This is a genomic window from Brevibacillus fluminis (genome assembly GCF_003710825.1).
GTDB lineage: Bacteria > Bacillota > Bacilli > Brevibacillales > Brevibacillaceae > Brevibacillus_D > Brevibacillus_D fluminis.
In genome coordinates, this window is sequence record NZ_RHHQ01000017.1 from 227,337 (window position 1) to 249,049 (window position 21,713).

Genomic DNA, 21,713 nt, shown 5'->3' on the forward strand with positions numbered 1-21,713 from the left:
TCTTTTTGTGGATCAGTCTATTTCGTTATTTTTTCAAAGGTTGCCGAATTCTCAGTCGAAAAATGGTGTCAGATCAATCCTGTTTTTAGGTCGCCCACTCCACGTCGGTGGTAAACACAATCGTTAACCATAGATCAGAGCTTTCTTCACCGATGGCATTGCCGATTTCATCACGGATGGCGTCCCACTCTTCAAGGCGTTTCGTCGGCCACCCAGTTGGCACAATGAAGTACAGCTCAATCTGTTTGCCCCGGCCAACCTTTGCGACGTAGGCGCGGTGGGAGACGAATCCATAGCGCTTCACAAAGTCCTGTGCAACCTCGTCTACATGCTGCTTGAGTGACTGTGGGGTGATGAGTAGTACATCCGCTAAGGCCTGCTTCACTGTTGAGATCGGCAGCGGAATAATCACTAAGCAGATCAATGCAAGAACGACCGGATCGATATAGGGCGTAATCCAAGCATAATCCGTGCCTTCAATGGCGTATCCAACGCAAAACGCGATCAAAAGTGCGCCGGTAATGGCACCTGTCATCATCCAGGCCTTGGCGTCAAGCGCCACGAAATCCGATCGAATGGTCTTGTTTGCACGTGTCTCGAAGATTGCCATTGAACAGCAGGTGATCACCGTCACAACAGCATAGACGATGGCGAAAGTGAACTCAAGATCGCGTCCTCCCGTCATCAGGCTGCCAATTGCGTTAATCAACGCGTAAACGGCTGCCCCCATGAGCATCAGACCGTTAAGGCCAAGGACGATCGGCTCCAAGTGCCAAAATCCCATCGTGAAGCGTTCTCGCAATTTTCCCGTTGGGCCATTCGGTGCGGTGTATGAGGCAATCAACTTAGAAACAATCAAGGCCAAGACGCTCATGCTGGCGTCGGTCAGAGAATAGACCCCATCAAAGACGATGGAGAACGACCCTGACAGTAGGCCGAAGATGATCCCAACGCAAGCAACGAAGAAAGTGACACCAATTGAGGTGCGAAGAATCCTTTGTTCAGTGTTCAATTTGTACCCTCCAGTAATCCCATACGGTTGTCTGTTAATGATAGAATTTTACCATAAGTAATAAAAGTGATTCTATTTTGATTTTAACAAAGTGCTCAAAGATTGAGCTTGTCCTGTGGAAAAACTTTGCAAAAATATTTAAGCGTCGGGGAGGAACCATTTGCGTTGGTTCCTCCATTATTGATCTCTTCTGCATTTTAATAAAAACCTTTGCTTTTCAGAAAGCGATAGTACAAAAAGACAAGAAAATTGGGGATAAGGTAGCTAACATATGTGAAAATGATATTCCATCCATTCCCGTAAATAACTTTTCCAAGTAGAAGATTAATGACTTCTAAACTGGTGGCTGTAATCGAAATGACGATGATCCAGAAGAAGGCATGTTTGTTCAAATGGATCAAATACACAAGCAGGCAGGCAAGGATTGGGAATAAGCCAATATCATAAGGCAGAGAGGATAGGGACTTATCATTGAAAATGGGCAATATTTGCCAAAACCCATTCGATATGCCCCAATGATCGATGATCGTTGCGATTACAGAAAAAGCAGGGGCGATGGTTAGTACAATCCGATCATTTTTATTGTATAGCCATATTCCAAATATCCAAGGGATAACGAATGCAAAAAAGATATGGTATAGCATTGATTGGCTCCCATTTCAAATTTACTATCGATTATTTCCACTTTTGTTCGTATTTCATGCATAAGCTGAGACAACCATTTTAGCAATCGGGCGATATTTTGGGCTCACATCTGAAAAAGAATGCAAGGCTGTCTCTGTAAGTTCCAAGCAATCTCGGGGCATAGTAAAAAAGGCGTGAATCCATCCATGCAGAGAGGAAGTGACACCGTGTCCAATCACCAAAATACGCAATTCAACAACAAAAAAAATAAAGGCGATCAAACAAATACTGCTGCCAAGAAACAAAAAAGCGAGAAAGACAAAAACTTGAACATGCAAGACCCTCAATAGAAAAGCAGATCGCCAACAGACGAAGGGAAGCGCCATTCGCAGTAGCACATGACGAAATGGCGCTTTTTGACGAGTTATTGTAAGAAAATTTCTGAAAATCACTTGACGACAAGTTGAGATTTTATGTATTGTGTATACATCAGACACAGCTGAAAGGAGTTGAAGTCCATGGCAGGCTTCCATTTGAAACCGATCGAAAAAGAAACCACGAAAGAGAAAGTCTATCATCAAATCAAACAAGTCGTACTCAATGGCCAACTTTCAGCAAATGAAATTTTTACTGAAGTGAAGATGGCCGAGCACTTGAACACTTCGAGAACACCGGTCCGGGAAGCGCTGCAAGACCTTTTAAAAGAAGGATTGCTAATTACCGTCCCAAGGAAAGGATTGGCTGTCCGTAAAGTGACGAAAAGCGAAGTGGAACAAATCTTCTTCTTGCGGGAAGCCATTGAAAAAAAAGTAGTGCAAAAAGTAAGCGGAACGATTACGGAAAGACAGCTTAACGTTCTGAAAACGATTTACCACGAGCAAGAAGAAATGATGCAAAACAATGATGAGATATCTTTTATCAACCTGGATCAAAAATTTCACATCACCCTTGCCGTATTTGCTGATTATGAGCTGGTCAAGGAAATCTTGTTGAATCTCCACAATCTTACGCATTTAATTGGCTTGCAGGCTTTGAAGAAGGAAAATCGGATGAAGGAAGTGCTCGACGAACATCTGTCGATCATTGAGGCTTTGCAGTCCGGGGAAGCGGATGCAGCGACCCGATGTGTGGAACTGCACCTTGCTAAGACGAATGAATCGATCCATACGAAATGGGAGGACTAACTGCATGGGTAAACCGCGTGAAGAATTGCATCCAGATATGATTTCCCTGCTTCAGGGAAACACGATCGTCCTGCTAAACGTAGTCAACAAGCAAACGGAAAGGGTCTACACCACGGCTTTATCGTGGGTGTATGCCATCACGGAGAAAACCGTTCGTTTTGCGATTGATGCTAAATCCGAATTTGTAAGCATGTTGGAGAACGATCCAAATCTAGTTCTTACGTTTATCGGCGTTGAAAGCGTTTACGCTGTCAACGGGAAAGCGACGGTAATATCCTGGCAAACGGAGGGGACCACGCTCAAGCTTGCAGTTCTCGAAGTTGAAGTCGAAGAAGTTCGGGACATCATGTTTTACGGCGGTAAGGTCGTAACGGAACCGGCTTTCATCAAAACGTACAATGCGGAGCTGGCCAAAAAGCTCGATCAAGAGGTCAAGGACGTCATCTGTATCGAATCGTAAGGGGATGATGTGTCTTTTGATCAAGTACCGTTTTTTTTTACGTATTTTGTGTATACACAACACATAACACAGTATATATAAAAAACAACGTGGGAGAGTGTGCTGATGAGAACAGGACAGCAGTATAAGGATTCGCTGAAAGACAACCGTTGCATTTACATTGGTGGAGAACGCGTCCAGGATGTCACGACTCATCCCGCATTTACTGGGATAATCGATACGGTGGCTGGATTGTACGACATCGCGGCGGACCCGAAAAACAACATGACATACGTGACAGAGGACGGAACGATCGCCAACAAGATTTACATGATTCCGCGGAGCAGGGAAGACCTGCAAGAACGCAGGGAGGCGATTACAACATGGGCGGAAGCGACATGTGGTTTTGTCGGCCGGAGCCCAGACCATGTGGCGAGCTTTCTGGCCAGCTTTGCCGGTGCATCTCACGTGTTTGAGCGAGGCGGTCAACGATCTCAGGACAATGTCGTCAATTTTTATAAGTTCGCTCGCGACAATGACTTGTATGTGTCGTATGTGATCATTCCACCGCAAGTCGATCGAAGCAAGGCGGCGCATGAGCTGGATGAAAAATATGTGGCGATGGCTGTCTTTGAAGAACGAGAAGACGGGATTGTCGTACGCGGTTCGCAAATGCTAGGTACGGGTTCAGCCGTCAGCAATTACTTATTTTGCAGTGTCATTTCTCCTCTCCGTCCGGGCGATGAGGATTACGCCATTTCCTTTGCGGTACCAATGGACGCTCCCGGCTTGAAATTGTACGCGCGCCCGAGCTATGCGCAAGACAAGCCCAGTACGTTCGATTATCCGCTGTCCACGCAGTTTGATGAAAGCGACTCGTTCGTCGTGTTCGACGATGTTTTCATTCCGTGGGAGCACGTATTTGTCTACAAAAACATCGATTTGGTCCGTGCCCAATTTCATGAGACCCCCGCACACGCGGTAGGAAATAATCAGGCGCAAATCCGCTTTGCCACAAAACTGAAATTCGTTATCGGTGTTGCCCGAAAAATGGCGGAAATGAATGGAACCGATAAATTTCCGCAAGTACAGGAAAAATTAGGGGAGCTCGCCTCCATCGCCTCCACCGTAGAAGGCATGATGCTCGCATCCGAATACCAGTGCATCCAAGACGAACACGGCTTGGTTCGACCAAATCCGCGCTTTCTGTACGGGATTGTCGGGATGCAGGATACGATCTACTCCAGTGTTATCAAAATTTTGCGTGAATTGGCGGGAGGCGGGGTTTTGCAGGGACCATCGACGTATCGCGAAATCATCCATCCGGAGACGGCATCGGACATCGCCAAATACATTCGCGGCGGCAATGTGGATTCCACGCAAAAGATCCAATTGTTCAAACTAGCCTGGGATATCGTCGGTTCAGAATTTGGCGGCCGTCACCAACAATACGAAATGTTTTACAATGGAGCGCCTTTCGTGGTGAAAGGATACTCGTTCCGCAACTACGGCTATCAAGAAGCGGTCAAGCTCGTGGAACGGTTTTTGGATTCCTACCAGCTTCCCCACGACGAGGAAAGGAAGTGAGCACTGTGAACGTTGCATCCGTTCAAGTTGAAATCAAAGACGATGAAACAAAAGAACAGCGCATCCAAAGAGTCGAATCGACGCTCGACACGCTGGAAGGGTACGATCTGATTGTTTTGCCAGAAATTTGGGCGACCGGTTACTTCTCCTTTGATCGCTATGCGGAGGAAGCCGAACCAATGGACGGTCCGTTCGTCGCACGTTTTTCGGCGAAAGCAAAAGCCCTTGGAGTCTACCTGTTTGCCGGAAGTTTTATAGAAAAAGACGGCGACGAACTTTATAACACAAGCGTGATGTTTGATCCGCAAGGCCGCCAGATCGCTTCCTACCGCAAAATTCATTTGTTCCGTTACGGCTCGGACGAGGGAAAGCTCTTGACCCGCGGCGAGGAAATAACGGTGGTGGACACTGCGTTTGGCAAGGTAGGCTTGGCTACTTGTTACGATTTGCGTTTTCCCGAGCTATTTCGCAGGCAGGTTGATCTTGGGGCAGAGCTGCTCCTGGTGACCTCCGCTTGGCCGCACCGACGTCTGATGCACTGGAATCTGTTCAATCAGGTCAGGGCGTTGGAAAATCAGTGCTATTTGATCTCCAGCAACTGTGCGGGGACGACCAGAGGTACATTGCTGGGAGGTCACAGCCAGGTAGTCGATCCGTGGGGCGTCGTAATCGCCTCGGGGGGAGAACAAGAAGCGATTGTGAAAGCGCACATCGATCTGAGTCAAATCGCCCACATTCGGGAGACTTTCCCGCAGTTAAAGCACCGCGTATTACGTTGACAAAAGGAGAGGAGAGAGGACTGATCTTATGAAAATCCAAAGCAACGAAATGATGTTGGAATGGGAACCGACCCGACTGATTATTGCAGGGTATACCGGAAAAGACCAGGAAGCGGTTCAACGGCACATTGACGAGCTGAAAGAACTAGGCATACCGGCTCCACCGCGTGTGCCGATGATTTACGATCTTTCACCAGAGCTCATGCAGGTGACCGATGAGATTACCGTCGTGCAAAACCATAGCAGCGGCGAGGCAGAGGCGGTGCTCATGGATATCGACGGAGCGTGGTATTTGGGGCTCGGCAGCGATCATACAGATCGGGTGCTTGAAGCCAACTCGATTCAAAAGTCGAAGCAGGTTTGCTTAAAGCCGGTCTCTCCACAGGTATGGCCACTTGATGCCATCCGGGCGTATTGGGATGAAATTGAGATGGAAAGCTGGATCATCGATGGTGGGGTCCATCATCTTTATCAGCGCGGGACGTTGGGAAGCTTTCTTAATCCAGACGAATTGCTCCACATTTTGCGGGAACGCGACTATGTAAGCGAGGGAATGGCTGTATTTTGTGGGACACTTCCGCTTCATTCAGGTACATTCTTGTTCGGCGATACGTTTTTGGCAACGCTTCGTGATCCGAGAACAGGCAACAAGATTCAATTGACATACCACATCAAACAATTAAAAGACGCAGAGGAGGCATGACCAGATGGCGAAGCCAGAGCTGGAATTTACCGATTATCGCAAATTTGCAGAAACACCTTTCACCAATGTAAAGGGGCTATCCGAGAGAGTGATAGCAGCTGATCCAGAGACAAAGGTGGCGACGCGCATTTTGCAATTCGAACCAGGTACGGATACGTCACCGAATGGTGTACAGGTCCATGACTTTTGGGAAGAGCTTTATATCATTGAAGGGTCAATTATCGATTTAGAGCTGAACGAGGAATTTACACAAGGAATGGTCGCATGCCGTCCACCCGGAATGAAACACGGACCATGGACTTCTCCTTCTGGCTGCAAAATATTTGAGGTACGCTATTACGGCAAGTAACCGCAAGTAAAGAAGAGCCCGCCCATTTGGAGGTTTCTCAAAACAACTTGAAACTCCAAATGCGGTGGGTTTCATTTCGAAACAGAACGGAAAGAAAAGAGGAGGAGTTCCATTGACAAGGGAAGAACGCCCTAACGTGCACGCAAAAAAAGTGTTTTTCGCAACGTTGATTGGCAGCACGATCGAATTTTACGATTTCTTTCTTTATGGAACCGTGGCTTCACTGGTGTTTAATAAGTTGTTTTTTCCAAATGACGACCCCTTTGTAAGCTTATTGCTCGCCTATGCCTCGTTCGGCGTCACCTTTTTCGTTCGGCCACTTGGCGGACTTGTGTTCAGTCACATGGGAGACAAATTTGGCAGAAAAAACACGCTGGTCTTATCCCTTGTCTTAATGGGCATCTCGACCGTTTGTATCGGTCTGCTGCCAACGTTCGATACCATCGGCATATTGGCTCCGATCCTGCTCGTGACGTTGCGCCTCATACAAGGCATCGCGCTAGGCGGAGAATGGGGAGGAGCGGTTCTCTTAGCAGTTGAATCGGCTCCAAAGGAAAAACGCGGCTTCTTTGGAAGCTTTCCCGCGATGGGAATCCCGCTCGGCATGCTGCTTGGCACACTCTCCATTTCCATTGTGAGCCTGCTTCCCGAACCTCAATTTTTATCTTGGGGATGGCGAATTCCCTTTTTAGTAAGCGCTCTCCTAGTCGTGGTTGGTCTTTGGATCCGCATGGGACTTGGCGAAACAGCGGCATTCAACGAAGAAAAGGAAAAAGGGAATGTAGTGAAAGTACCACTTTTCGCGGTGCTGCGCCATCATTGGAAAGCCGTTCTGATCTCATTAGGGGCAAAATGTGTAGAGGTAGGACCGTTTTATCTCTTTACGACATTTTTTATCGGGTATGCGACAAAAATGGGCTTAACCAAGACGACTGCGTTAAATGTCATAACGGTCTCCACCTTGGTGACAACATTATGTATCCCACTTATGGGTATCCTATCAGACAAAATCGGGCGGAAACGCGTATTTTTACTAGGTGCATCGTCTCTTGCAGTTTTTTCGTTTCCGTATTTTTATTTCTTGTCTGTACAATCCGTTTTTTGGGTCTATGCCGTTTCGATCCTTGCATTAGGGATTCTGTGGTCTTCGATAGCCAGTATCATTGGCACCATGTTCTCCGAAATGTTTACCACAAATGTGGGATACACAGGCATCACCCTTGGCTATCAATCGGGTTCGGCCTTATTTGGAGGAACCGCTCCGATCATCGCGACTTTTTTGGTGAGCGCCTACAATAATTCTTGGGTGCCACTCGCGGTTTTTACGTGTCTGCTGTGTGTAGCATCTGTTTTATCGGTTTCGCTTTTACGCCAGACGAATGCAACTAAGAGTCAGAGTATTCAGTCTTAAATTAAGTGAAGTGAAAATCGGAAGTGCTTCTTCAGCTTTTTGTTCTGAAGAAGCGCTTCTTTTTCAATGACCCGGCATTGACCCGATCAGCAATTGTTTGAAGTTGCGTGCGGCCATAGAGAGGTATTGGTCCTTCAGCGCAATAATCGCGGTATCAGACTCGATCGGCGGGGTGATTTCCGCATGGTTGATCGTTTCACTGCGGAGCAGTAAAGCGGAACGTGGCACAACCGCAATGCCGATGCCCGATTCGGCGAGGAGCAGCAAGGTGGACACGTCGGGGCTTTCGCACACGATGTTCGGTTCAATCCCGTATATTTTGCATGTATCTTTAAATCGGTGATAAACACCATAGTCCCCTTGGCCCCGTAAAATCAATAGGGGATGGCGGCACAGCGCCTCAAGAGAAACGCTAATTTCATGAAACAAGTCCCAATCACCCGGGGGCACGGCAACTAACGGTTCGGTTTGCAGACGATGGATGGCAACGTCCGGCATATGGGCTGCCAGCTCGGATTGCAGCGGAAGCCTTACAAGACCGAGCTCGATCCGTTTTTCTTGCAGAAGCTCCTCAACTTGATACGAATCCGCTTCCCACAGCTGAAACGAAACAAGCGGATAGGACTGCTGAAACTGCTTCAAGACAGAGGGCAAGTACGGAACGCAGGACATGACGGTGCCGATGGACAGCTTTCCTCTCATTCCTTTCTCCTGTTCCTGGATTTCGGCGACCATCCCGTCAACGGAATGCAGCACTTCCTTTGCACGCTTGTAAAATGTCCAGCCGATCGGGGTGATTTCGAACTTTTTGTTTTCGCGATCAATCAAGGTGACGCCCAGCTCATCCTCCAACGATTTCAATTGCAGACTGAGGGGAGGCTGTGCGATATGGAGCCGTTGCGCGGCACGGGTAATTTGCCCTTCTTCCACAATGGTGACAAAATACAATAATTTTTTCAGATCCATCACGGGTACCTTCTTTGTATATAAATTTTATATATCAATCGAATTAAAGATATATTATACATATACAAAAGGCGGATGTACACTTTTCCTATCATCAAACGAGCTGATGTAGGAGGTTTCGCCATGAAGAACGGAAAAATGCCGCGTACAAGCTTTCGGGAATATACCGAGATTTTGGAGCAATACGGAGATTTGGTTACGGTGGATGAGGAAGTGGATTGGAATTTGGAAATGGGAGCGATGATCCGATGCGCATATGAGAAGCCAACTCCCGCCCCGCTTTTTACCAACATAAAGGATAGCAAGTCCGGATTTCGTGTTTTGGGTGCACCTGTAGGGCTTTGCCCGAATAACGAGCATCCTTTTTTGCGGATCGCGCTCTCACTTGGATTACCTCCCGAGAGCGGCATTCTGGAACTGGTGGAAGCATGGTCCCATCTTCCGGAAGTGACGCCCATTCCGCCGAAAGAAGTAGCATCAGCCCCGTGCAAAGAGAACAAGTGTTTAGGTGATGAGGTTGATTTGATGAGTCTGCCGGTGCCGTACCTGCATGTAGGAGATGGCGGGCGGTATATCAACACGTACGGCATCTTGATCGTGCAATCCCCTGATGGATCATGGGTCAATTGGTCGATCACGCGGGTCATGCTGCATGATAAACGAACGATGGCAGGTGTCATTGTACCTTCCCAGCATATTGGTAAAATCTATGAGCAGTGGAAGGCGCTCGGGCAAAGTATGCCGTTCGCGCTCTGTCTCGGTGTGGATCCGGGAATTGCGATGATCGCCGGTTATCCGCTGCCGGATGGTGCCAATGAAGCTGATCTGCTCGGCGGCTGGTACGGGCAGCCGCTTGAGGTAGTGCGATGCGAAACCCATCACTTGCTCGTTCCGGCAAGTAGCGAAATCGTCATCGAAGGGGTTGTTTCCCTGGAGGAGACCGTACCGGAAGGGCCAATGGGGGAGTATGCGGGATATACATGGGTAGGTCACCAGAAAGATGTACCGTGCTTCCACGTCCAAGCCATGACATATCGCAACGATCCGATCATGCCGGTAGTTGCTGCAGGCACACCACCCGAAGAAAATCACACGAACTGGGGTGTCGCCATCGCTGCAAGCATCCAGCATGAGCTGCGCCGCCATCAATTGCCTGTTCAAAGCTGCTTTATCCCGTTTGAATCCGCTGTCCATTGGCTGGTGGTCACCGTCGACCCATCCTCTAGCTATGCAGAGTCACAAGCACTGGCCAAAAAAATCGGTGAAGTGGTGTTCGCCTGTCGCGGGGGATCGTACATTCCCAAAGTCATTGTCGTTAACAATGACATCGATCCCAGTTTTATCGACCAAGTGGTTTGGGCGCTGGCTACCCGAAGTCATCCGGACAAAGTCATCCATTTTCCGAATACGCCAGTACTGCCGCTCGTGGCGTATTTGGATCAAAAGGAGAAAAAGCAGGCATCGACGACAAAGGTAGTCTATAACTGCCTGTCCTCAGATGAATGGCCACGAGGCTATGCTCCTTTACAAGCTTCATTCTCGGGGTATCCGGAAGATATGCAACAGCGTGTTCACGATCTTTTTGAAAAGCTGTGCAATAAGGAAAATCAATGATGAAAATAATTGTCGGAATGTCCGGAGCAACGGGAGCCATTTTGGGGATCAAGATGCTGCAAATGCTGAAAGAGGCTGGCATCGAAACACATGCGGTCATTTCACCGTGGGCGCAAGCGAATATCCAGTACGAAACCTCCTATACCATCAAAGAGGTCGAAGGAATTGCGGATGCGACCTACGGATACAAAGACCTAGCGGCTTCGATTTCCAGCGGTTCGTTTCAAGTGGATGGGATGGTTGTCGCACCGTGCAGCATGAAAACATTAGCGTCTATTCGCATGGGTCTTAGTGACAATCTGCTGGCCCGCGCGGCAGATGTCATCCTGAAGGAACGCAGAAAACTGGTATTGGTTACGCGGGAAATGCCGTTAAATGATATCCACTTGGAACACATGCTGGCTTTATCCCGGATGGGAACCACTATCATGCCACCGATGCTTACGTTTTATAATCATCCGGTAACCATAGATGATCTGGTCACGCATGTAGTTATGAGGACGATGGATCAGTTCGGGATCCATCCTTCGTCTTCGCCGGGCAAGCGTTGGCAGGGAATGAAACAGACATAGAAGCGGTAACGAGTAGAGCAAAGAGAGCAGGAAATGAGCACATTGATAAAGGAAAGTTGGCAGACATATGAAAATTCAATGCAACGGGTCGATGCTGGAATGGGAACCGACCCGTCTGATCATCGCGGGGTATACCGGAAAAGACCAAAAAGTGGTTCAACAGCACATTGACGAATTAAAAGAACTGGGTATCCCGGCTCCGCCGCGTGTGCCGATGATTTACGATCTATCTCCGCAGCTCATGCAGGTGACGGATGCGATTACCGTCGTGCAAAATCATAGTAGCGGTGAGGCTGAAGCGGTGCTTTTGGATATCAACGGGGAGTGGTATGTGGGGCTTGGCAGCGATCATACGGATCGGGTGCTGGAAGCCAGCTCGATTCAAAAGTCGAAGCAGGTTTGCTTAAAGCCGATCTCACAGCAGGTTTGGCCGCTTGATGCCATCCGGGCGTATTGGGATGAAATTGAGATGGAAAGCTGGATCATCGATAGTGGTGTCCAACATCTTTATCAACGAGGGACGTTAGGCAGCTTTCTCGATCCGGACGAGCTGTTCCGAATTTTGCGAGAACGCGACTATGTAAGCGAGGGAATGGCTGTATTTTGCGGGACGCTGCCGCTTCATTCCGGCACGTTTCAGTTCGGAGAGACGTTTTTGGCAACGCTCCGCGATCCGCGTACCGGCAGCACAATTCAGTTGACCTACCACATCAAGCAGCTAAAAGATGCTGAGGAGGTATGACAAGATTTCCGTTATAGCAGGTAACTGGATGTGAAGAAAGAACCCACCCATTTGGGAGTATCCACGAAAAACACCATTCTGTGGATCTCTACATGTGGTGGGTTGCTTTACAAATCTTGTTACTCTGACGGAAGAAATCCCATAAGCTTCCTTACATGATTTGCATTTTCCAAGGAGGTAAGCGACTCGAGAAGGGAAAAAGCCACATCAAAGGCAGTCGCGGGATTATAAGACGTGATGATATTCCTGTCAATGACGATCGGTTGATCTGGAATGACAGTCGCCCCCATCTCAGCAAGTCGTTTTTGTCTCATTCCATTTTCTAAATTGTAGGTGGTTGCATTTCGGCCTTGCAAAACCCCACTTTTTCCGAGTACCAATGCCCCAACACAGATAGAGGCAATGATTTTCCCCTGTTTGTCAAACTCACGAATGAGTTCAAGCACATCTGATCGATACGCATCTTCGTAAAAACCTGCTTGATCAAACCCTCCAGGTAAAGCAAGCGCATCAAAATGATCGACTTGGACATCTTCAATCAGCATTTCAGGTACTACAGTAAAATTAAACGTACACGTTAATTCTTTCCGCGTGCCGACTGTAACAAGATCGGTCGAACCATCGCCCTCCTCCTTATTCCATCCGATTACATCTGTAAAAACACTTGCCTCAACTGCTTCAAAGCCATTCGGTAACAATAAGCAGACCTTTTTCACATGAATCAGCTCCAACTTTTTAGGATGTTGTCGTTTTGAAAGAGCCAGCAAATTACGGATTTTCACGATTTAATGAAAATTATGCCAGGTGCGGCCAAATATTTGCAACCTTTTGTTTCCTGTTCCCGTCTAGCAGAATTGACAGCATCAAAATTGAGGAGGCATCTGGTATGAAGACTTGGAAACATAAAATTTTGCCTACTGTCCTGGCTGGGACATTGACGTTAACGTTTGGAACAGCAGTTAGCGCGAAAGAGAATAACAATGGACATGGACATGGACATGGACAAGGAAACGGAAATGGAAATGATCATAAAGCAAATGGGAAGGGCAACTCCTATCCAGTCAAAGTAGAGGACTTTTCTGACTTAAAGAAGCATTGGGCAGAAGCGACAGTAAAAATCATGATGGATAAGTCGATTATCAATGGGTATCCGGATCACACGTTCCGCCCAAATAAGCCGGTTACCCAACTTGAAGCGCTGACGATGGTGATCAACTTACTAACGCAAAATAAAGACCTGCTGACGGTCGGAGATGACTACACAGGAAAAGATGTTCCTGATTGGGCGCAAAATTCTGTCAAGCTGGCGTTGATCAATCATATCGTGGATGACAAGGACTTCCAACCAAATAAACCGGCTACAAGAATGTTTGTTATCAAACTGTTGGTGAACGCACTTGGCTCCGAATTTGATGAAAATTCGGATGACAATCTCTATTTCGGCGACATTTCCAAGCTTTCATCAGATGAAAAGGCATACTTGTCATTCGCATTATTGCAATCGCTGGTGGAAGGATATGGAGACAAGACGTTTAAACCGAATAAACCAGTAACTCGTGCCGAAATGGCAGTGTTCGTTAACCGCTTGCTTGGCAAAATTGGCAATATCGACCTAGGTAGCAACGTAAAAGGAACGATTGCCAAGATCGATAAAGAGGATGAGGAGCTGACCATCGGTTCCAAAACGTATGAGGTAGCTGATGATGTAGTTGTAAAACTGGATGGCAAATCGTCGAGCTTCGATTCTCTGGACGTGGGGATGAAAATCGAGCTTGTCTTGAAAAACAACAAGATTCAGACCATCTATGCGTACACAACGGATGAAGAGGTAGCGTTCAAGGTTGAAAAGATTTCGGACGGTAAATTAGGCGGTTCTTTTCAAGAAGCAGTGAAAACCGGGTCCCGTATTTCCAACAGCACACCTGATCTCTCTAATGAAACCCTTTCGATTTCCTTGAATGGGAAGGCTTTCAAGTCCATCGATCTTGAGGACATTGATGGTAGTGAGGACGATGGTGATGAAGTGGCCGCTGAATTGGAAGCTGTGATTGGCGATGCTTTGGACGATAACAGCCGCGTGAACGTTTCCTATGAAGGCGATAAGGACCGATTTGTTTTTGAAACTGACAATAGCCCGACTGACGTGGTTCCTTCCATCAAATTCACGGGCAGTGCGCTCGACAAGCTCGGCTTGGATACGTCTGTCGACAAAGGCTCGCTGAAAAATTCATCCGTTGCAGAGTCGTGGAAAATTACAGTCAAGTCGAATGCGACTTTTGATTCTACCTATGCGGTTAAGGTGAAAGATGATCATATCAACGAGACTGTTACGGTTAAAGTCGAAGACAACGATACAGCAAAGGAAATTGCCAAGAAAATCGTAGATGCATTGCAGGAGAATGAAGAGATTGACTCCGCTTATGATCTTAATGTAAAAGATCAAGTGATCACGCTGACAGCGAAAGACAGTGGGGAAGATTTGGACGTTGAGATTGGAATTACGAAAAAATAAATGAGAAGCAACACAAAAGCGCCTTTATCGAACGATAAGGCGCTTTTTTGCATGTAACTAGCCATGCTTTGCAAACCGAACTCATCACGGTAGACCGCTACAGCATCAGCTTCATATAGTCTTCATCCGCATAAACCCCTTGATGAATCATCGCTTTCTTTTCCGTTCCGAACCATTCAAACCCGAGCGAACGGTACAACATGACCGCAGGGGCATTTTCGCTGGCGACAGTCAGCGTGATCTGCTCGACGCCTTCCCACTCGCGAGCTTTCTCAATCATTGCTGACAGCAGCATTTTGGACATGCCTTTGCCGCGTTCGTCAGGTGTAGTATAGACAGCGACCAGTGAAGCTTTGTGGCGGATTTTTTCCCGATCAGAGCGGATGAACGTCGCCATGCTGACGAGGTCCTCACCGCGGAATACGCCCATCGTAAAGGAGAGGGGAGTGGGCATCAATCGATTGCGGTAAACAGCGAGCAGATTATCATCCGCGATGCTTTCCTCATACGTAACCAAAAACGCTTCCGGGTTGGTGCGCAATGCTTCTAGACGCAAAGCGACATACGTTTCTGCATCAGCAGCATCGAGCACGCGGGTAGTGAAAAGCGGAGGTTGATTCATCTGACAATCCTTCTTTCTGTTCAGAATCTTATATACGTACGATACGGACAACGAATATTCCTCTCCGGACATCGCAAAAAAGCAACGGAAACCCGAATGCCTCATAGGTAGGGCAAGACATGGGCATCATGAACGAAAAAATAAGTAAAAAAATACATTTCGCCTCTTTACATAGGGTAGGGGGGTATAGTAATATTAAGCCATAGAACGAAAGCGAAACCGTAAGAGGTGAACATAATGAGCAGTGAAGTGATGGATAAATCCCAAGCAACAAACCATTTGTCGCTCAAAGTGGAAGGCATGACTTGTGCAGCATGCGCCATAAGGATTGAGAAAGGGCTAGGCAAGATGGACGGCGTCGAGCAGGCAAACGTCAATTACGCGATGGAAAAAGCGACGGTGACGTTCGACCCATCCAAGGTCAGCATCAGCGATCTGCAAGCAAAGGTAGCGGACTTAGGGTATAAGGTCGCACTGGAAAAAGTGAATCTCGATATTACCGGTATGACGTGTGCAGCATGTGCGACACGCATCGAAAAAGGGCTGAAAAAGCTTCCAGGGGTCACCGACGCTAATGTGAACCTGACGATGGAGCGGGCGACGGTCGAATTTAACCCGCAGGAAACCGGCCCCGACAAGATGATCCAGAAAGTGAAGGATCTCGGATACGGCGCGACACTGCCGGTCACTGCCAGTGAAAAGGCAGATGATCGTGGGAAGGAAATCCGCCGCCACCAAATTCGTTTCGCGATCTCTGCGATGCTGTCACTGCCGCTGTTGTACACGATGGCTGCTCATTTCAACTGGTCCCATTTGTATATGCCGCATCTGTTGATGAATCCATGGGTTCAGTTGGCGCTTGCGACGCCGGTACAGCTCATCATCGGCTGGCCCTTTTACAGAGGCGCCTATAAAGCACTGAAAAATGGCAGCGCCAATATGGATGTGCTGGTTTCGCTCGGAACATCCGCCGCTTATTTTTACAGTTTGGCTGCGACGATCGGCGGGCGCGGCGACAAGCTTTACTTTGAAACGAGCGCCATTTTGATCACGCTGATCATCTTGGGCAAATTGTTCGAGGCGTTGGCAAAAGGACGCACGTCTGAAGCAATCAAAAAGCTGATGGGCCTCCAAGCGAAAACGGCGACGGTCATCCGTGAAGGGCAAGAGTTGACCATTGCGATGGAAGAAGTGGTCACAGGTGACGTGATCATGGTGAAACCCGGTGAAAAAATACCCGTAGACGGTATCGTGTTGTCAGGCGCTTCCGCTGTAGACGAATCGATGCTAACCGGTGAGAGTGTGCCGGTTGACAAAAAAGCGGGTGACCCGTTGATCGGTGCCACCATCAATAAAAACGGAACACTCACGTATCAAGCGACAAAGGTCGGCAAGGACACCGCACTTGCGCAAATCATTAAAGTCGTCGAAGAGGCACAAGGGTCCAAGGCACCGATTCAGCGCATGGCAGACCGCATTTCCGGCGTGTTCGTACCGATTGTTGTCGGTATCGCGGTTCTGGTTTTCCTGATTTGGTACTTCATGGTCGATCCTGGAAATTTCACCGGTGCTCTGGAAAATGCTATCGCCGTGCTAGTTATCGCTTGCCCATGCGCACTCGGGCTCGCAACTCCGACCTCGATCATGGTCGGCACAGGTAAAGGTGCAGAAATCGGAATTTTGTTCAAGGGTGGCGAGCATCTCGAAGCAACGCACAAACTCGATACAATCATTCTTGATAAGACTGGCACAATCACCAAAGGAGCACCTGCTTTAACCGATGTATTGTCCCAAAACGGTATCACAGAGGAAGAATTCCTCACACTTGTAGCTTCCGCAGAAAAACAATCGGAGCATCCGTTGGCACAAGCCATCGTGCAAGGAGCAGTGGAACGCGGCTTGACACTGCAGCAAACACAGGAGTTCGAAGCAATACCCGGTTACGGCATTTCAGCGCAGATTGACGGGCGAGCGCTCCTGGTCGGGACACGTAAGCTGCTAGGCCGCGAAGGCATTCGCTTTGACACTGTTGCGCCGCAGTTAGAGCAATGGGAATCGGAAGGAAAAACCGCGATGCTCGCGGCGATCGATGGCAAGCTGGCAGGGATCGTTGCGGTGGCAGACACAGTTAAGGAAAGCTCCCGCGAGGCAATTGCCAAGCTTCATGAACTGGGATTGGAGGTGGTAATGATCACGGGCGATAATCTGCGGACAGCGGAAGCAATCGCACGCCAAGTGGGCATCACACAGGTTCGCGCTGAAGTTTTGCCGGAAGGGAAAGCCCGTGAAGTAGAGTCATTCAAGCAGCTGGGTAAAAAAGTAGCGATGGTAGGCGACGGTATCAATGATGCGCCTGCGCTTGCCACGGCAGATGTCGGCATGGCGATCGGAACAGGAACTGACATTGCAATCGAAGCAGCCGATCTGACCTTGATGCGCGGCGAGCTAACCAGTATTGCTGAGGCGATCGCCTTGAGCCACAAAACGATGATGAACATTAAACAAAACTTGTTTTGGGCGCTTTTCTACAATACGGTCGGGATTCCGATCGCAGCGATTGGCCTGCTCGCCCCATGGGTGGCAGGAGCAGCCATGGCGTTCAGCTCGGTTTCCGTTGTGTTGAATGCGCTGCGTCTGAAACGAGTCAAAATCTAATATAAGCGAGGGAAAAGAAATGACGACAGTAACATTGAATGTAAAAGGAATGTCTTGCAATCATTGTGTGAATTCGATTGAAGGTGCTTTGGGTAAGGTAAATGGCGTAAGTGCAGTAAAGGTAGACTTGGCGGGCAACAAAGTGACCGTGTCGTACGATGAGACGGCCGTGAAGGAAGCCAGTTTGAAAACGACCATTGAAGATCAGGGGTATGATGTCGTGTAACGGCAAAGAAACCACATATGAAGAGACGAGTCGGCCAACCGTTCGTCTCTTTTTGCATTTGATGGTAAAATGAGCGAAACGGAATGGCTTGGTGCCAGATTGTCGGGGAGAGGAAAAAGAAATGAAGAGGCAAGGAATCATTTTTGACATGGACAACACGCTGCTACAATCATCGATTGATTTTCCAAAGATGAAACGGACGGTGTACGAACTTTTGGTTGAATTTCAGCTATGTGAGCCAACGCTTGAATGGCAAGGAAAAACCGCATCACAGCTGATTGAATTGGGTCGTCAATCAGGGCGTTTGACGCCAAGCATGGAACAGCGAATTTGGGATGAAGTTGGTCAGATCGAAAAAGAAGGAATGCACGGAGCAAAGCTTGAGAACAACGTGGTCGAGGTGCTCACACAGCTGAAGAACAACCACAGCCTCGTTATTTTGACGAACAATGCGTCAATTGCCGCTGAGGAGGCCCTTCGTGAAACAGGAATCGTGGATCTTTTCGATGCCATTTACGCCCGTGAGCATATGACCGCCTTAAAGCCGTCGCCGTCCGGAATTCTGAGCATCCTGGGCAACTATCCTAACCTTGGGCCGGATGATTGGATCATGATCGGAGATTCCTGGATCGATGGCAAAGCCGCGCAAGATGCACGGGTGGACTTTATCGCGTATCGGGGGAAGCCGGACGAAATGGAGCGCCATTATGTGTCACCGATTGCATGGGTTCAAGATTGCCGCGATCTGCTTGCATTGCCCTATTTCGTATCATAACGGGAGCGGGGGGGGCCTGGACGTGAAACCATTCACTGCGAATGTAATTGCAATCATCAAGCAAATACCCGCTGGACAAGTCATGACCTATGGGCAAATTGCCAGAGTGGCAGGAAGCCCGAGGGCGGCGAGGCAAGTCGTCCGCATTTTGCACGCCATGAGCAGAAAGCATAACCTGCCATGGCATCGCGTGATCAATTCCAAAGGGGAGATCGGTCTGCGTGATTCTGCGTCTGCCGAGCTGCAATCGGAATATTTACGGGAAGAAGGGGTAGAAATTTCAGCGGATCGCATGATCAATCTTACACATTATCAATATCATCCAGATGAGACGATCGCACACTGGCATGAAGACGAGCCAGAATGGTAGTTATTTTTAGGTAAAAAGCAATAAAACGTACATACATGCACATTGCCCATTTTCAGGAGAGCTGCATTCTTCACCATCGCAGCAAGCCGGAAAAGGGGTTTTTTCTTTTTCGCCGATGACTTTTATCGATGAAAGGAGGGGATGTTAGAAGGGGGAGGAAGGCAAAAAAAATGTGCAAGAAACACAAAAAAATCCGTCCTCCCCATATGGACATTTTCAAATGCAGGTGTTACATTTATAATCAAAAAGTGAGATTTTACATACATTTAAGCGCTATGAAATTGTACGCGTGGTATGGACTTTAGTTCGCGTGGAAATTACGGCCAAGCGAATCAATTGGGAGGGAATGAATGTGGGCAGCAACATTTTGAACAATTTCCTGCATGAGAATTTGACAGATTTGAAGGCAAAAGGTCTTTACAATACAATCGAGCCAATGGAAAGCGCTAACGGGCCAATCATTTCCATCGGCGGCAAAAAGCTGATTAACCTGTCTTCCAACAACTATCTCGGCCTGGCGACAGATTCACGCTTAGTCGATGCTGCTATCAACGCGATTCAGACATATGGAGTGGGCGCAGGTGCAGTGCGCACGATCAACGGAACGCTTGATTTGCATGTGAAGCTCGAAGAAAAGCTTGCTGCTTTCAAGCACACCGAAGCCGCAATCGCGTACCAGTCTGGTTTTAACTGCAATATGGCTGCGATCTCAGCCGTCATGGATAAGGATGACGCCATCCTGTCCGACGAGCTGAACCACGCCTCCATCATCGATGGCTGCCGTTTGTCCAAAGCCAAAATCATCCCGTTCAAGCATGCTGACATTGAAGACTTGCGCGCAAAAGCAAAAGCTGCAAAGGAATCGGGCCTTTATAAAAAAATCATGGTGATCACTGATGGCGTGTTTTCCATGGACGGCGACATCGCGAAGCTGCCAGAAATCGTGGAAGTAGCGCGCGAGTTCGATCTCATCACGTATGTGGATGACGCACATGGCTCCGGGGTAACGGGAAAAGGTGCGGGCACCGTTAAACATTTTGGCCTGTCCGACCAAATTGATTTCCAAATCGGTACCTTGTCCAAAGCGATCGGGGTCATCGGCGGTTATGTTGCCGGACGAAAAGAGCTGATCGACTGGCTGAAAGTGCGCTCCAGACCGTTCCTGTTCTCCACCGCGCTGACACCGGGCGATGTCGCTGCTGCAACCAAAGCGATCGAAATTCTCATGTCCAGCACCGAGCTGCACGACAAGTTGTGGGAAAACGGAAATTACTTGAAGCGTGGGTTGAAATCGCTGGGCTTCAACATCGGCGACAGCGAGACACCAATTACGCCATGCGTCATCGGGGACGAACAGCTGACACAGGAATTCAGCAAAAAGCTGTACCAAGAAGGCGTTTACGCCAAAGCGATCGTGTTCCCAACCGTTGCGAGAGGAACCGGCCGCGTCCGCAACATGCCGACGGCAGCTCATACGACCGACATACTGGATCAAGCGCTGGCAATCTACGAAAAAGTCGGCAAAGAAATGGGGATTCTGCAATGAAGACGATACTCGTAACCGGAGCGCTGGGCCAAATCGGCTCAGAGCTTGTCACCAAGCTGAGAGCAGAATATGGCGCGGATCAAGTCATTGCTACCGATATTCAGAAAAAGTCGGACAATGACGTTGTAAACTCAGGCCCTTTTGAACTGCTTGATGTGACGGATGCCAAAGCGATGTTTGCGATCGCGCAATCCTACAAAGTGGATACCGTCATCCATTTGGCAGCGCTTCTATCAGCGACAGCGGAAGCCAAGCCTTTGCTCGCTTGGAATCTGAACATGGGTGGCTTGGTCAATGCGCTTGAGGTGGCTCGCGAGCTGCAATGCCAATTTTTCACGCCAAGCTCCATCGGCGCCTTCGGACCAAACACACCAAAAGACAATACGCCGCAAGACACGATCCAGCGCCCGACAACCATGTACGGCGTCAACAAAGTGAGTGGCGAGCTGCTTTGCGATTACTATCATCATAAATTTGGATTGGATACGCGGGGCATCCGTTTTCCTGGACTCATCTCCTATGTGGCACCACCAGGAGGCGGAACGACCGACTATGCCGTTGAAATTTACTACGAAGCGCTGAAAAAAGGGGCTTACACCTCTTATATTGGGGAAGGCACTTACATGGACATGATGTATATGCCCGATGCGCTGCAAGCCATCGTCGATTTGATGGAAGCGGACCCGTCGAAGCTGATCCACCGCAATGCCTTCAACGTGACCGCGATGAGCGCAGCGCCAGAAGATTTCGGGGCAGCGATTAAAAAGCATATGCCTGACTTCACACTCACGTATCAAGTCGATCCGGTTCGCCAAGCGATTGCGGAAAGTTGGCCCAATTCGATCGATCCTTCCGCTGCGCAAGCAGAATGGGGCTTCCGTGCCGCATACGATCTGGACCGCATGACAAAAGATATGCTGGAAAAGCTGTCGGGAAAGCTTTTCACGCCTAGCCATTCCGCATAAAAAAAGCAGGGAGCGTTCCCTGCTTTTTTTATTTTGGGAAACCCGCTCTCCGCCACATGC

Annotated in this window: 23 protein-coding genes; 18 read left to right on the forward strand and 5 right to left on the reverse strand. The window is 48.5% G+C overall.

Features of this window, described 5'->3' with window-relative positions:
* Positions 1–85 precede the first annotated feature (85 nt).
* Entirely contained in the window at positions 86–1,012 is a 927-nt protein-coding gene (locus EDM56_RS21220) for a cation diffusion facilitator family transporter (RefSeq protein ID WP_122919912.1), read from the reverse strand.
* A 197-nt stretch (positions 1,013–1,209) separates the two neighbouring features.
* On the reverse strand, positions 1,210–1,656 hold the full coding sequence (locus EDM56_RS21225; RefSeq protein WP_122919913.1) for a CBO0543 family protein: 447 nt from the start codon (positions 1,654–1,656) through the stop codon (positions 1,210–1,212).
* Between the two features lie 207 nt (positions 1,657–1,863).
* Between EDM56_RS21225 and EDM56_RS32110 the strand changes: the two genes are divergently transcribed.
* The 8 genes from EDM56_RS32110 to EDM56_RS21260 all read left to right on the forward strand — a co-directional run bounded on the left by EDM56_RS32110 (position 1,864) and on the right by EDM56_RS21260 (position 8,088).
* Positions 1,864–1,986 (forward strand): hypothetical protein, encoded by a 123-nt coding sequence (locus tag EDM56_RS32110; protein ID WP_281274974.1) that lies wholly within the window; start codon positions 1,864–1,866, stop codon positions 1,984–1,986.
* A gap of 168 nt (positions 1,987–2,154) precedes the next feature.
* Entirely contained in the window at positions 2,155–2,820 is a 666-nt protein-coding gene (locus EDM56_RS21230; RefSeq protein WP_122919914.1) for a GntR family transcriptional regulator, read from the forward strand.
* Positions 2,821–2,824: 4 nt separating this feature from the next.
* Positions 2,825–3,280 carry a PNPOx family protein gene (locus EDM56_RS21235; protein ID WP_183192540.1) on the forward strand — a complete coding sequence of 152 codons (456 nt, stop codon included), beginning with the start codon at positions 2,825–2,827 and terminating at the stop codon, positions 3,278–3,280.
* A gap of 105 nt (positions 3,281–3,385) precedes the next feature.
* A complete protein-coding gene (locus EDM56_RS21240; RefSeq protein ID WP_122919916.1) occupies positions 3,386–4,846 on the forward strand; it encodes a 4-hydroxyphenylacetate 3-hydroxylase family protein in 1,461 nt (486 codons plus the stop codon).
* Positions 4,843–5,625: a carbon-nitrogen family hydrolase gene (locus tag EDM56_RS21245; protein ID WP_246009475.1), complete on the forward strand. Its 783-nt coding sequence runs from the start codon at positions 4,843–4,845 to the stop codon at positions 5,623–5,625. The genes EDM56_RS21240 and EDM56_RS21245 overlap by 4 nt, the downstream gene beginning before the upstream one ends.
* A 28-nt stretch (positions 5,626–5,653) precedes the next feature.
* Positions 5,654–6,328, forward strand: a complete 675-nt coding sequence (locus EDM56_RS21250; RefSeq protein ID WP_122919918.1) for a DUF2848 family protein — start codon at positions 5,654–5,656, stop codon at positions 6,326–6,328.
* A gap of 4 nt (positions 6,329–6,332) precedes the next feature.
* A complete protein-coding gene (locus EDM56_RS21255) occupies positions 6,333–6,677 on the forward strand; it encodes a cupin domain-containing protein (RefSeq protein ID WP_122919919.1) in 345 nt (114 codons plus the stop codon).
* A gap of 112 nt (positions 6,678–6,789) precedes the next feature.
* Positions 6,790–8,088 (forward strand): MFS transporter, encoded by a 1,299-nt coding sequence (locus tag EDM56_RS21260; RefSeq protein ID WP_122919920.1) that lies wholly within the window; start codon positions 6,790–6,792, stop codon positions 8,086–8,088.
* A 63-nt stretch (positions 8,089–8,151) separates the two neighbouring features.
* Here EDM56_RS21260 and EDM56_RS21265 read toward each other — a convergent pair whose 3' ends face one another.
* Positions 8,152–9,054, reverse strand: a complete 903-nt coding sequence (locus EDM56_RS21265) for a LysR family transcriptional regulator (RefSeq protein WP_122919921.1) — start codon at positions 9,052–9,054, stop codon at positions 8,152–8,154.
* A 123-nt stretch (positions 9,055–9,177) separates the two neighbouring features.
* On the opposite strand from EDM56_RS21265, the gene EDM56_RS21270 reads away from it, so the two are divergent.
* The 3 genes from EDM56_RS21270 (at position 9,178) to EDM56_RS21280 (ending at position 11,982) form a co-directional block, all read left to right on the forward strand.
* The gene (locus tag EDM56_RS21270) at positions 9,178–10,668 is read left to right on the forward strand and encodes a UbiD family decarboxylase (RefSeq protein ID WP_246009476.1); all 1,491 of its coding nucleotides are present in this window, start codon (positions 9,178–9,180) and stop codon (positions 10,666–10,668) included.
* Positions 10,668–11,240, forward strand: coding sequence for a UbiX family flavin prenyltransferase (locus tag EDM56_RS21275; protein WP_281274977.1), 573 nt, complete (start codon positions 10,668–10,670; stop codon positions 11,238–11,240). The genes EDM56_RS21270 and EDM56_RS21275 overlap by 1 nt, the downstream gene beginning before the upstream one ends.
* A gap of 67 nt (positions 11,241–11,307) precedes the next feature.
* On the forward strand, positions 11,308–11,982 hold the full coding sequence (locus EDM56_RS21280; RefSeq protein ID WP_122919923.1) for a DUF2848 family protein: 675 nt from the start codon (positions 11,308–11,310) through the stop codon (positions 11,980–11,982).
* Between the two features lie 119 nt (positions 11,983–12,101).
* Here the strand turns inward: EDM56_RS21280 and EDM56_RS21285 are convergent, their stop codons facing one another.
* Positions 12,102–12,698 carry a DJ-1/PfpI family protein gene (locus EDM56_RS21285; protein ID WP_122919924.1) on the reverse strand — a complete coding sequence of 199 codons (597 nt, stop codon included), beginning with the start codon at positions 12,696–12,698 and terminating at the stop codon, positions 12,102–12,104.
* A gap of 170 nt (positions 12,699–12,868) precedes the next feature.
* On the opposite strand from EDM56_RS21285, the gene EDM56_RS21290 reads away from it, so the two are divergent.
* Complete coding sequence (locus EDM56_RS21290; protein WP_122919925.1) at positions 12,869–14,494, forward strand: S-layer homology domain-containing protein; 1,626 nt, start codon at positions 12,869–12,871, stop codon at positions 14,492–14,494.
* A gap of 97 nt (positions 14,495–14,591) precedes the next feature.
* Here EDM56_RS21290 and EDM56_RS21295 read toward each other — a convergent pair whose 3' ends face one another.
* The gene (locus EDM56_RS21295; protein WP_183192541.1) at positions 14,592–15,116 is read right to left on the reverse strand and encodes a GNAT family N-acetyltransferase; all 525 of its coding nucleotides are present in this window, start codon (positions 15,114–15,116) and stop codon (positions 14,592–14,594) included.
* 237 nt (positions 15,117–15,353) lie between these two features.
* Between EDM56_RS21295 and EDM56_RS21300 the strand changes: the two genes are divergently transcribed.
* The 6 genes from EDM56_RS21300 to EDM56_RS21325 all read left to right on the forward strand — a co-directional run bounded on the left by EDM56_RS21300 (position 15,354) and on the right by EDM56_RS21325 (position 21,653).
* Positions 15,354–17,771: a heavy metal translocating P-type ATPase gene (locus EDM56_RS21300; RefSeq protein WP_122919927.1), complete on the forward strand. Its 2,418-nt coding sequence runs from the start codon at positions 15,354–15,356 to the stop codon at positions 17,769–17,771.
* A 19-nt stretch (positions 17,772–17,790) separates the two neighbouring features.
* The gene (gene copZ / locus EDM56_RS21305; RefSeq protein WP_122919928.1) at positions 17,791–17,997 is read left to right on the forward strand and encodes a copper chaperone CopZ; all 207 of its coding nucleotides are present in this window, start codon (positions 17,791–17,793) and stop codon (positions 17,995–17,997) included.
* A 121-nt stretch (positions 17,998–18,118) separates the two neighbouring features.
* Positions 18,119–18,772: an HAD family hydrolase gene (locus EDM56_RS21310; protein WP_122919929.1), complete on the forward strand. Its 654-nt coding sequence runs from the start codon at positions 18,119–18,121 to the stop codon at positions 18,770–18,772.
* 22 nt (positions 18,773–18,794) lie between these two features.
* Entirely contained in the window at positions 18,795–19,142 is a 348-nt protein-coding gene (locus EDM56_RS21315) for an MGMT family protein (protein ID WP_246009477.1), read from the forward strand.
* A gap of 346 nt (positions 19,143–19,488) precedes the next feature.
* Positions 19,489–20,688 carry a glycine C-acetyltransferase gene (locus EDM56_RS21320; protein WP_122919931.1) on the forward strand — a complete coding sequence of 400 codons (1,200 nt, stop codon included), beginning with the start codon at positions 19,489–19,491 and terminating at the stop codon, positions 20,686–20,688.
* The gene (locus tag EDM56_RS21325; RefSeq protein ID WP_122919932.1) at positions 20,685–21,653 is read left to right on the forward strand and encodes an L-threonine 3-dehydrogenase; all 969 of its coding nucleotides are present in this window, start codon (positions 20,685–20,687) and stop codon (positions 21,651–21,653) included. The genes EDM56_RS21320 and EDM56_RS21325 overlap by 4 nt, the downstream gene beginning before the upstream one ends.
* Positions 21,654–21,713 lie beyond the last annotated feature (60 nt).

Excerpts from the sequence above, each read along its gene's own strand:
- EDM56_RS21225 (WP_122919913.1), bottom strand. The coding sequence starts at position 1,656 with ATGCTATACCATATCTTTTTTGCATTCGTTATCCCTTGGATATTTGGA.
- EDM56_RS21230 (WP_122919914.1), top strand. The coding sequence starts at position 2,155 with ATGGCAGGCTTCCATTTGAAACCGATCGAAAAAGAAACCACGAAAGAG.
- EDM56_RS21235 (WP_183192540.1), top strand. The coding sequence starts at position 2,825 with ATGGGTAAACCGCGTGAAGAATTGCATCCAGATATGATTTCCCTGCTT.
- EDM56_RS21240 (WP_122919916.1), top strand. The coding sequence starts at position 3,386 with ATGAGAACAGGACAGCAGTATAAGGATTCGCTGAAAGACAACCGTTGC.
- EDM56_RS21250 (WP_122919918.1), top strand. The coding sequence starts at position 5,654 with ATGAAAATCCAAAGCAACGAAATGATGTTGGAATGGGAACCGACCCGA.
- EDM56_RS21255 (WP_122919919.1), top strand. The coding sequence starts at position 6,333 with ATGGCGAAGCCAGAGCTGGAATTTACCGATTATCGCAAATTTGCAGAA.
- EDM56_RS21265 (WP_122919921.1), bottom strand. The coding sequence starts at position 9,054 with ATGGATCTGAAAAAATTATTGTATTTTGTCACCATTGTGGAAGAAGGG.
- EDM56_RS21270 (WP_246009476.1), top strand. The coding sequence starts at position 9,178 with ATGAAGAACGGAAAAATGCCGCGTACAAGCTTTCGGGAATATACCGAG.
- EDM56_RS21275 (WP_281274977.1), top strand. The coding sequence starts at position 10,668 with ATGAAAATAATTGTCGGAATGTCCGGAGCAACGGGAGCCATTTTGGGG.
- EDM56_RS21280 (WP_122919923.1), top strand. The coding sequence starts at position 11,308 with ATGAAAATTCAATGCAACGGGTCGATGCTGGAATGGGAACCGACCCGT.
- EDM56_RS21290 (WP_122919925.1), top strand. The coding sequence starts at position 12,869 with ATGAAGACTTGGAAACATAAAATTTTGCCTACTGTCCTGGCTGGGACA.
- EDM56_RS21295 (WP_183192541.1), bottom strand. The coding sequence starts at position 15,116 with ATGAATCAACCTCCGCTTTTCACTACCCGCGTGCTCGATGCTGCTGAT.
- EDM56_RS21300 (WP_122919927.1), top strand. The coding sequence starts at position 15,354 with ATGAGCAGTGAAGTGATGGATAAATCCCAAGCAACAAACCATTTGTCG.
- copZ (WP_122919928.1), top strand. The coding sequence starts at position 17,791 with ATGACGACAGTAACATTGAATGTAAAAGGAATGTCTTGCAATCATTGT.
- EDM56_RS21310 (WP_122919929.1), top strand. The coding sequence starts at position 18,119 with ATGAAGAGGCAAGGAATCATTTTTGACATGGACAACACGCTGCTACAA.
- EDM56_RS21320 (WP_122919931.1), top strand. The coding sequence starts at position 19,489 with ATGAATGTGGGCAGCAACATTTTGAACAATTTCCTGCATGAGAATTTG.
- EDM56_RS21325 (WP_122919932.1), top strand. The coding sequence starts at position 20,685 with ATGAAGACGATACTCGTAACCGGAGCGCTGGGCCAAATCGGCTCAGAG.